The 10,758-nt window shown below is 45.3% G+C and carries 6 protein-coding genes and 1 pseudogene; 2 read left to right on the top strand and 5 right to left on the bottom strand.

Translation table 11 applies throughout. The features are described 5' to 3' along the window. Positions 1-112: 112 nt before the first annotated feature. Positions 113-511: pseudogene (locus LYNGBM3L_RS03050) on the top strand (alpha/beta hydrolase); the annotation flags it as partial. Between the two features lie 648 nt (positions 512-1,159). On the opposite strand, the gene LYNGBM3L_RS03045 reads toward LYNGBM3L_RS03050, so the two are convergent. Then, on the bottom strand, positions 1,160-1,987 hold the full coding sequence (locus LYNGBM3L_RS03045; protein ID WP_044492147.1) for a DUF6816 family protein: 828 nt from the start codon (positions 1,985-1,987) through the stop codon (positions 1,160-1,162). Between the two features lie 756 nt (positions 1,988-2,743). On the opposite strand from LYNGBM3L_RS03045, the gene LYNGBM3L_RS03040 reads away from it, so the two are divergent. Further along, positions 2,744-6,856: a CHAT domain-containing protein gene (locus tag LYNGBM3L_RS03040; RefSeq protein ID WP_008178951.1), complete on the top strand. Its 4,113-nt coding sequence runs from the start codon at positions 2,744-2,746 to the stop codon at positions 6,854-6,856. A 14-nt stretch (positions 6,857-6,870) separates the two neighbouring features. Here LYNGBM3L_RS03040 and LYNGBM3L_RS03035 read toward each other — a convergent pair whose 3' ends face one another. The 4 genes from LYNGBM3L_RS03035 to ffh form a co-directional block, all read right to left on the bottom strand. Beyond that, positions 6,871-7,827 (bottom strand): PhoH family protein, encoded by a 957-nt coding sequence (locus LYNGBM3L_RS03035; protein ID WP_008178949.1) that lies wholly within the window; start codon positions 7,825-7,827, stop codon positions 6,871-6,873. Positions 7,828-8,026: 199 nt separating this feature from the next. Beyond that, positions 8,027-8,443 carry a KH domain-containing protein gene (locus LYNGBM3L_RS03030; RefSeq protein WP_008178947.1) on the bottom strand — a complete coding sequence of 139 codons (417 nt, stop codon included), beginning with the start codon at positions 8,441-8,443 and terminating at the stop codon, positions 8,027-8,029. After that, positions 8,418-8,675: a 30S ribosomal protein S16 gene (gene rpsP / locus LYNGBM3L_RS03025; protein ID WP_044492145.1), complete on the bottom strand. Its 258-nt coding sequence runs from the start codon at positions 8,673-8,675 to the stop codon at positions 8,418-8,420. Before rpsP ends, LYNGBM3L_RS03030 begins: the two co-directional genes overlap by 26 nt. Positions 8,676-9,122: 447 nt before the next feature. Next, on the bottom strand, positions 9,123-10,562 hold the full coding sequence (ffh, locus tag LYNGBM3L_RS03020; RefSeq protein WP_008178942.1) for a signal recognition particle protein: 1,440 nt from the start codon (positions 10,560-10,562) through the stop codon (positions 9,123-9,125). Between the last annotated feature and the right edge of the window lie 196 nt (positions 10,563-10,758).

Here is a 10,758-nt window from a genome sequence, read left to right as displayed (position 1 = left end):
ATAAGTGGCAGGCTTGACTCCAATTGCTGAATGACCACTTCTCACTCGGACCACAATAGATTGAACCTTGACCGTTTTGTACCGGATTATCACGATTTATTACGGTTTAAGAGTATCCCAGTATTTTTTTAGTCAGCTGGCTAAGCCTAAAGTAGTGCGTAATATTCTGTTGCAAGCCTACTGTCGTCCAGAAGCCGTCACTGATGAACTGGTTGATCTAATCATGGCACCAGCAGCTGATCCCGGTGCAGCTGATGTTTTTATTGCCTTTACTAGCTATTCTCAAGGACCACTACCAGAAGACCTGATCCCAATTTTGCCTTGTCCTGCGATCATACTATGGGGCAGCAAAGACCCCTGGGAACCCATTGACTTGGGACGAGAATTAGCGAAATTCCCCACTGTAGAAAAGTTTATTCCTTTAGAAGGTTTGGGTCATTGTCCCCAAGATGAAGCACCAGAGATAGTCAACCCGATTTTGCTCAATTGGATTGGGGAAAATCCGGTTTAAGGTTAGCTGGTTGAAGGTTATTAAAGGGTTGAAAGTTAGCTGGTTGAAGGTTGAAGGTTAGCTGGTTGAAGGTTGAAGGTTAGCTAGTTGAAGGTTTAAGGTTTAGTAAGCATTCAGCTATCAGCTCTCAGCTATCAGCTCTCAGCTATCAGCTCTCAGCTCACAGCTATCAGCTATCAGCTCTCAGCTCTCAGCTATCAGCTATCAGCTCTCAGCTCTCAGCTTTTGAATAAAATAAGCTGACGGCTGACTGCTGACTGCTGACAGGTAGTAGGGTGGGCAAATACCAAGCCAATGACCATTTAATCTGGAATTCTGTCATTTGCCCACCCTACAATAACTATAGCTTTTGAATAAAATAAGCTGACGGCTGACCGCTGACGGCTGACCGCTGACGGCTGAATGCTTACAAGGTTTAATGTTGAAGGTTACCCAGTTGAAGGTTTAAGGTTTAATGTTGAAGGTTACCCAGTTGAAGGTTTAAGGTTTAATGTTGAAGGTTACCCAGTTGAAGGTTGAGTTAACAACAATCGCGATCGCAAATCCGCCAACACCCCCCCAACTAACCTAACATTCAACCTTGGCCTTTCGGCCACGCTACGCGAACAACCCTTTAACAACCTTCAACCCTTTAACAACCTTCAACCTTCAACTATCCTTAACTGGTACCAGCTCTAATTGATAGCGATAGAGAGCCACAGGTTTTTCCAATGCTTTAAAGTAATCGGGGTCTTGTGGTGAAAGGTAAACCGCTGTGACTTGGTCAGCTTTAATGATCGGAGTAGGTGATTTATGGAACTGATATGCTGTTGTGGTTTCTACTTCGTTGAAAAAAGGTCGGCGAGTACCGCGAAAGACTTGGTTGACAACTTCTGTAGCATTGAACTGATCCGGAGCTGGTATTTCAGAAGCACGTCCAGTAATCACCGAAACTAGTTGGCTCCCGGTGCGCAGAATGGTAATCTGACGATTAGGGGAATTGGGGTCTACTTTGACGGCTCTAATTATGCGATCGCCTAAGTAAGCCCTAGCAATATTCAACCCATTGAACGCTCGGTCAGCAACCACCTCTTCAGCAACCACCTCTGAGGTAGGTTTTAATACTGATCGATTTTTTCTAGAACGTCGAGTTCTAAACGGAATAAACCAATCCCCAAGCCCTGAGCTTGATTTCCCAACTTGTTGAAACCGCACCAGAAAACTAATTGGTTCTTTTAGATGACTGCGATTACCTTCAAATCCTGGTGTCACTATTTCTGGTGCTAGAGGTGCTATCTGCTCGATCAGGGTGCTGGTAACTTTCCAAGTTCCCTTCATCCAAGTGGGATATACCAAATCCCCGGTCGCCGCTGTGACTGGTGGTTTGCTTTTCCAATCGGGAAACTGACCTAAACGCTCAGCTAACTCTCCTGCCTGAGCCTCACCACCAGCCAGAAGCAAGGTTAAAACCAGACATAATCCCAGAATTCTTCTCAAACCAAAATTCCTCTCACCTTAGACTGTTCAGCTATCTTGCCCGTAAGGCAGGTCGCCCCATCTAATCAAGAATCAAAGCAAGAGGGGAGTGCTGACCATTACCATTTTAACTTTGGGTGTCTGCGCTATCGGTGTTTCCACTGAGATATCCTTTTAGATATTCTTTAGCCTAATCTAGGGCTAACTGTCAAGTATAGTTCACTCTCGCGAGAACTGTCCAAAATTTGTAGAGTTCTTCCTAATCAATAGATTTTACTTAATTTTATTTCAATTCCTGGTAATTAAAAATTATTCTAATCGGCTTACCATAAGATAGCTTTAAACTATGTGGCTATATCAAAAATATTTAGTGAAGTTAATATAAATTAACGGGAACAAAGTTAATCAGTAATGTTCATAATAAAAGAGTATATATAATACTAGTGTATATACTTAGATCTTCATAAAGGCTTCAAAATTTCAGTTAAGCTCACCAGCCTGATGTTTACCAAACCCTGACTCAGAGTAGTATTCCCCTCAGTAGTGTCATTCAGTGTCATTCAGTGTCATTCAGTGTCATTCAGTGTCATTCACTCCTAAGCAGCTTATACCCCACAGTGCATCTGACCCCAGCTAAAAATAAAGACGTATTAGGAAATAGCTGATCTAAACCTGTAGTTGACTAATGCCTTTTGTAATTCAGGTGCCCTTGACCTTGGCGAATTAAATTCGCCAAGGGTCGCACCTCAGGATAGCCGATTAAAAACGATATTACCCATGAGCCAAATCAAATTAGCTGTGAGTCGCATCAGCCAGTCTCTGGCAGCCGTGTCTTTGTTGGTAGCCCATATTGGTGTCATGCCAACTCAAGCACAGCCTATTCCAGCCAATGATGGCACTCAGACCCAAGTCACCTCCGATGGCAATCAATTTGACATTGATGGTGGAACCCCCTCTGGAGATAATCTCTTTCACAGCTTTGAGGAGTTTGGTCTAGACCAAGACCAAATTGCTAACTTCCTATCTCAACCGGGTATAAAAAACATTCTGAGTCGGGTCACCAGTCGTAATGCTTCTGTGATCAACGGTCTGATAAAAATCACAGGGGAGGGCAACCCTAACCTGTTTTTAATGAACCCAGCAGGCATAATTTTTGGTGCTAATAGCCAGCTGGATGTCCCCGGTTCATTCACCGCAACTACGGCCACCAGCATTGGCTTTGGTGATGAGAATTGGTTTAATGCCTTTGGTGACAATGACTACTCTACCTTAGACGGTACACCCAGTGCCTTTGCGTTTGGAACATCCGAGACACCAGGACTAATTTTTAATGAGGGTATAGAAATCCTAGCAGGAAATAACCTGACTTTAATCGGTGGTACTGTCATTAATACCAATCAACTGGAGCTTCCAGAAGGAACAATTACTATAGCTGCTGTGCCTGGGGAAAGTTTGGTAAAAATTAGCCAGCAAGGACTGTTGCTGAATTTGGAAGTTGAAGCCCTAACCTCAGATCCTTCCACAGCAGAACAATCTTTTACACCGCTCTCTTTAGCGGAGCTATTAACCGGGGATGGTGTCAGTCATGCCACAGAATTTACGGATAATGGTGATGACACCGTGACCTTGACTGGTTCTGGCATCACTATAGCGCCTGGGGATGTAACTGCTAAGGACATAACAGCACAAAGGGCAATCCTGTCTGCCAACAATAACCTGACTGTTTCTGCCAACAATGACCTGACTCTGAGCGCAAGCCAGCTATCTAGCAAGAACACCACCCTGTCTGCCAACAATGACCTGACTCTGAGTGCAAGCCAGATATCTAGCGATAACATTACCCTGTCTGCCAACAACAACCTGAATTTGAGCGAAAGCCAGCTATCCAGCACTAAGGACTTAACCTTATTAGCAAAAGAGACGGTGCTGATCAGGGACACAACAGATAATTCCTTCCAAGCGGTAGCAGAAGGAAACCTCAAGATTCAGGGGGATGGGGGCATTGATATCCAAGCACTGAACAATCCCGACACCCGCTTCCAGAGTGGTGGCGACCTGACGTTAGTCAGTGCCACCAATGGCAAGATCTCTACAGATGCTCACTTTGCCAGTGGCGGTAATTTCTCAATTGAAAATTTAGCTGGTCAACCACGTGACTTTGTTAGCCTCCAAGACCCAATTATCACTGCTGACGGGGATGTTACGTTTGGGGATTACACAGGGTCTTCTCTTAAAGTAGAGTCCACAGGAAATATTGAAGCTGGAAATATCAAAATCACCGCACCAGATACTGGGCTAGCTGATTTAGACCCAGATTCAGCTTCAGATATTGGCCAATCAGATATTAACACTTTAAAAACTAGTCGTGCTGTGATTTTGAGGGCGGGCTTGAGTAAAGATGAATTGACCAATCCAGTTACGGACAATTCTGGAGATGCTTCATCTCAAGTTACGGACAATTCTGGAGATGCTTCATCAGGCAGTATCACCATTGGTAATATCGACACCAGTGTTAATCCTGTTAATTCTACTAATGATGGTCCTGTAATTGAGGGTAATGCTGGTCCTGTAATCTTATCGGCTCAAGGTGACATTATTTTTCGCAGCAATAGTGATGGTACAAATAATGATTTTACCCAAATAAGAACGACAGAAAGAAATGGTAATAATTCTGGTAATGTATTTTTGGAAACCAAAGAAGGCAGTATTAGGATAGAGGGAGTAGGACTCGATATCAATACTGAGGTTTCAGGCGGTGATAAGGGTGGTAAAGTAACGTTTCAGGTTCCAAATTTAAATAATATCGTAGATATTATCGACTCTGGTAAGTTGCAACTCAGGACAAGAGCTCGGGGTAGTGGTGATGCTGGTGATGTAGAGTTTGTTAGTCAGCAAGAGATCAGCCCAGAGCAGGAACAACAAATAAGAGATCAAATCCAGGAAGATGTGCGGGCTTTCGGTGAAGGGGATATAGGTGATTTGATTTTTAGCCGTTTTCCCACAGATACTAATACAGAAGAGGAAACAAACCAACAAAACGACACAAACCAACAAGAAGAAACAGACCTTATAGAAGAAACCGACCTTATAGACACTGGTGAAACCGACCTTATAGACACTGGTGAAACCGACCTTATAGACACTGGTGAAACCGACCTTATAGACACTGGTGAAACCGACCTTATAGACACTGGTGAAACCGACCCTAAACTTAACCCTGAGCCTAGCTTGGGCGAAGGTAATGAAATTGTTAATGAAACATCCCCTGACACAAGTAAGCCCAACGATGGAGACGGTGGTAGCCAGCCTCCCGTTTCCCCCTCTGACAAGACTATAAGTGACACGCCAGAACCCTCTAGTTCAGACCCTGGTAGTTCAGACCCTGGTAGTTCAGACCCTGGTAGTTCAGACCCTGGTAGTTCAGACCCTGGTAGTTCAGACCCTGGTAGTTCAGACCCTGGTAGTTCAGACCCTGGTAGTTCAGACCCTGGTAGTTCAGAACCTGGAACCCCTACTGCGTCATCTCAATCAAATTCCCCAACTGAGGAGGTCTCACCTGAAAGTGACCCAGTTTATTTAATTGAAGAAGCCTTCACCAAAGAATATGAATCACACTTTCAGCGACCGTTCAAGACCAAAATCAACACTCAGAATGATGTCCGCAATCGGACTCGGGAGCTTGAGAGGGAGACAGGGCTAAAGACTGCAGTGATTTACGTCAGTTTTGTCGAAAACTCAAATACATTACCAGGCACTCGATGTCAAACTCCCTCAATCCCTGTTCCCAAAATCGACCGACGGTTTGGTTACCGACTCTCTGAGGTGCCTCAAGCACCAGAGCGTTGCTTACCACAAGCAAACGACCAGCTGGAACTGTTGGTGATCACCGCTGAAGGTAATCCAATTGTCCGGCGAATCAATGGTGCCAGTCGTGATCAAGTCCTAGCTGTGACCAATAGATTTCAGCGATCGCTTAGCAATCCCCACAGCTTGGATGCCAAAGCCCACCATTACCCAGCTGAGCAACTTTATCGATGGATCATAGGGCCATTAGAGAAGGAATTAAACGCCCGCAAGATTAAGAGCCTAATATTTGCTATGGATCAGGGTTTGCGTTCCCTACCTATAGCAGCTATCTACGATGGGCAAAAATATCTGGTTGAGAAGTATGGTGTTAACTTGGTGCCTAGTCTGAGCTTAACCTATTCTCGTCACACAGATGTTAGACCATTCCGGGTGCTGGCAATGGGAGCATCGAAATTTCCTTATCAACAGCCTTTGCCTGGGGTAGAAGTGGAGTTAACCACCATCACTGAAACACTGTGGAAAGGTCGCTCTTTTCTCAACGAAGCCTTTACTCTGGAAAATTTAATGGCTCAACGACAACAGAGGCAATATGGCATCATTCACCTAGCCACCCATGCAGAGTTCAACTCGGGAACTCCTAACAATTCCTACATTCAGATGTGGAACCGCAAACTAAGGCTGTATGAAATGAAAAATCTACTTTATGAGCCATCGGTAGAGTTGTTGGTACTCAGCGCTTGCCGAACCGCTTTGGGCAATCGAGAAGCGGAGTTGGGTTTTGCTGGGTCAGCCTTTCAGGCAGGAGTTGACTCGACTTTGGCAACCCTTTGGTATGTTAGTGATCAAGGTGCTCTGGGGCTGACTACTGAGTTTTACCGTCAGTTGAGAAAGACATCGAGTAAAAGCGAAGCTTTACGACAGGCACAGTTAGCAATGATTCAAGGCAATGTGCGTATCGAGAATAATCAGTTATATGGCTCGGGCAAGAACATCTCGTTACCGCCAGAATTGTCAGGACCAGGAAAACAAAGCTTTTCTCATCCCTACTATTGGGCTGCTTTCACTCTGGTTGGGGATCCCTAGTTAATAGCAATTCTTCACTGTTCATAATTTTGATAAGCAGTAACAATCCTCTGAACGAGGGGATTACGGACAACATCCTTATTAGTTAGTTCGCAGAAAGCAATGCCTTCTACAGATTTTAATATTTTTAGGGTGATCGCTAATCCTGAGGGTTGGTTGCTAGATAAATCGGTCTGGGTGAGATCACCAGTCACTACCATCCGAGAACGTGAACCCAAACGAGTCAGAACCATCTTCATCTGGGCTGGTGTGGTATTCTGAGCTTCATCAATAATCACGAAGGCATTATTGAGGGTGCGACCTCGCATATAGGCTAGGGGAGCCACTTCAATAATGCCCCGTTCCATTAAATTGGCAGTCTTCTCTGTATCAATCAGTTCATGGAGAGCATCATAAAGGGGGCGCAAATAGGGATTAATTTTTTGCTGCAAGTCTCCCGGTAAAAAGCCAAGTTTTTCACCAGCTTCTACCGCTGGTCGTGTCAGAATCAGCCGTTCATATTGATTATTTAGTAACGCCTGAGCGGCGATTACCACAGCTAGGAAGGTTTTGCCAGTGCCTGCTGGTCCCACGCAGAAGGTGAGGTCATGGGTTAGTACAGCTTTGATATACTGCCGTTGCCGGAAGGTTTTAGCTCGGATTACCTCACCCCGGCGAGTATGAGCCAGCACATCTTGATGTAAATCTTGTAATTCATCCTGTCGCTTGGTATCTAAGGCATGAATTGCGGTTTGGATGTCTACTCCTGTAATCCTCTTACCTTCGAGCCAATAGATTTTAAGCGATCGCACTAGGGATGATACCCGCTCGACCTGTTTCTCGGTGCCAGAAATCAATAACTCTTGCCCTCGCAGCACCAGATGCGCACCGGTTTGCCGTGATAGGGTTTTCAGGTTTTCTTCCTGGTCTCCAACCAAGGCGATTGCACTTTCTGGGCTGGGTAGCTCAATTGTTTTGGATACTTCACTCAAGGTTTATCAACTACAGGCTTCAGTCTCAACTATCGAAGTTAACTGGTAACTTAAGTAACTTAATATACAACTCAATCTACCTCTCATTACCAATCTTCAAGGTTTCCTGCCATTGGTAATGAGAGGTACAGCAGCCGGATGTTCTTCACCCCCTTTTCTCCATGGTCCTCTCATTACCGAAACCTTCAAAACTAGAGCACTAGGAGGGAAATCTTGGAATTACTCTAGGTCTGGACACTCGGCGAGGTAAACTTCTTCTGACAATGGATCTACGACTAGGGCCATTGTCTCGACGAGGGCTACTACCTGAGCCTGAGCCTTCATAGATATCCAAATAAACAGTTTGACCAGCAGCTTGGGCTGCTGCTTTAATTACTGTCCGAATCGCTTGAATATTGCGACCACCACGACCGAAAACTCGCCCTTTATCTTCTCCATTAAAAGCTAGTCGAATCCACACACGCTCTTTCCCATTTGATTTCTCACAGTCTACGCTGAGGGAGTCTGGTGATTCCAAGAACGGCTCGATTAAAAATCTCACTAGTGCTGAATAATCTGGGTCATCATCTCGAACAGAAGCAGATAGGATTTCAGGTACTGATTTGTTCAAAAACATTGGCTTTTTGCAAAATATTACGCACGGTTTGTGTTGGCTGAGCTCCATTTTTGAGCCACTTCACTATTGCTGGTACATTCAGCCTCGTTTCATCATTTCTTGGATTATAGAATCCCAGTTCTTCTAGAGGACGTCCATCACGGCGGGCACTGCTGGGTATGGCCACTATGCGATAGCTGACTTCACGCTTTTTACCGAATCGTTTAATCTGATTTTGATCATTGTACCTAATTAATTCACCTGTTTGATTTTAAGCGATCTTTGGGGGTTTGAAAGTGAACAGGTTGAATGTTGAAGATTTTAACTGAATCAGCAGGCAAGCCGCTACCGGTTTACAATCTTCTAAGCTACCCTACTCCGCACGCCTCAGGGAACGGGCTAACCTTCAGGCTAACCTTCTACTGGCTAACCTTCTACTGGCTAACCTTCTACTGGCTAAACTTTAGGCTAACCTTCTACCAGATAACCTACCCTACACCGAACGCCAAAGGCGAACAATAGGCTAACCTTCTACTGGCTAACCTTCTACTGGCTAAACTACCCTACACCGAACGCCAAAGGCGAACAACAGGCTAACCTTCAGGGTAACCTTCAACTTTCTAACCTTCAACCTTCTAACCTTGACCTTTCGGTCACGCTACGCGAACAACCTTCTAACCTTTTACTAGCTGACCTTCTACTATAATTCCCCAAATCCCTTCTTCTTCTTGGCTTTTTTCTTTTTCTTGCCAGAGCCACTACCACGCCAACCAGGTTGATTACGAGGATTTCCACCACCCATACCACCTAACATACCACCTAACCCCCCCATGGCTGGCATCTGACCTTGACCCATTTGCTGCATAAGCGATCGCATTCTGGTAAATTCACTCACCAGACCCCTGACGTCTTTTTCCGTATGACCAGAACCTTGGGCAATGCGGCGGCGGCGGCTCGGAGAGCTAGCTAATAAATCTGGGTTACGACGCTCCTCGGAGGTCATGGAACTAATCATAGCTTCGGACTGCTTGAGCTTGGTTTCCCCTTGTTGAAGTTGAGAAGAACTGAGTTTGCCCATGCCTGGAACCAGTTTCATCAACCCACCAAGGGAGCCCATGTTCTTTAACAGGCGCATCTGCTTCAAGAAATCGCTGAAGTCAAATTTTGCTTCCAGCATTTTCTGTTGCATCTGTTCAGCATCAGCGATGTCAATCTCTTCCTGGGCTTTCTCAACCAAGGTGAGTACATCCCCCATACCCAGAATCCGGGATGCCATCCGGTCAGGATAAAATGGTTGTAGTGCCTCGACCTTTTCCCCAACCCCGACAAATTTAATCGGCTGACCTGAAATTTGCCTGACTGAAAGGGCAGCACCACCACGACTATCCCCATCAAGTTTGGAGAGAATTGCCCCAGTAATGCCAATTTGCTCATGGAAGGTGCGGGTCAGGGTTGCTGCTTCCTGACCAGTCATGGCATCCACCACTAGTAGAGTATCGTGGGGTTGGACGGTTTCTTTGATGCGGGAGAGTTCTCCCATCATCTCTTGGTCAATTTGCAGTCGTCCCGCTGTATCGATAATTACCGTATCGATAGCCATTGCTTTTGCCCGTTCTACCCCTTGACGAGCAATTTCTACTGGGTCAGCTTCTGTACCTAACTCAAACACCGGTACATCAATTTGTTGACCGAGGGTGACTAATTGATCAATGGCTGCGGGTCGATACACGTCTGTAGCCACTAACAGACAGCTACGTTCTTGCTTACGCAGATGTAAAGCGAGTTTGGCACTAGCCGTAGTTTTACCAGTACCTTGTAGACCAGCCATTAGCACAACGGTTGGTGGGGTGTCTGCTTGGGCTAGGGGAACATTGGTTTCCCCCATCACTTGCACCAGTTCGTCGTAGACTATTTTTATGAACTGCTGGTCAGGGCGAACACCTGATGTGACTTCACTGCCTTGTGCTTTCGCTTCTACTTCAGCAACGAAATCTTTGACTACTTGTAGGTTGACGTCTGCCGATAAGAGGGCGCGACGCACTTCTTTTAGGGCGTCTTGGATGTTAGAACTAGAGATCTTGTCCTGACCCCGTAGTTTTTTCCAAGCATCTTCTAAGCGTTCGGCGAGAGCATCAAACATACGTCAATTGTCAATTGTGATGGTTTTGTTATTATGGTTACTTTACTAGGTCGCCAGAGTTTTGATAGTCTATACATCTTAGCTACACACCTTACTAGGATAGCGCTTTTGGGGATTTTAGTTCAATATTTCGGTAAGGTGAGTATTCAGCCCTAGGCTATTCGTAACATTTATTTAAGCGGTTAACTAATGGGGG

This window comes from Moorena producens 3L (assembly GCF_000211815.1).
Taxonomy (GTDB): Bacteria; Cyanobacteriota; Cyanobacteriia; order Cyanobacteriales; family Coleofasciculaceae; genus Moorena; species Moorena producens.
Note: the sequence above shows the minus strand (reverse complement) of the source record. Positions and strands in the feature narration are given on the sequence as shown.

What these genes read in the sequence shown, in the direction of transcription:
- LYNGBM3L_RS03040 (WP_008178951.1), top strand. Translation starts at nt 2,744, where the DNA reads ATGAGCCAAATCAAATTAGCTGTGAGTCGCATCAGCCAGTCTCTGGCA.
- LYNGBM3L_RS03030 (WP_008178947.1), bottom strand. Translation starts at nt 8,443, where the DNA reads ATGTTTTTGAACAAATCAGTACCTGAAATCCTATCTGCTTCTGTTCGA.
- ffh (WP_008178942.1), bottom strand. Translation starts at nt 10,562, where the DNA reads ATGTTTGATGCTCTCGCCGAACGCTTAGAAGATGCTTGGAAAAAACTA.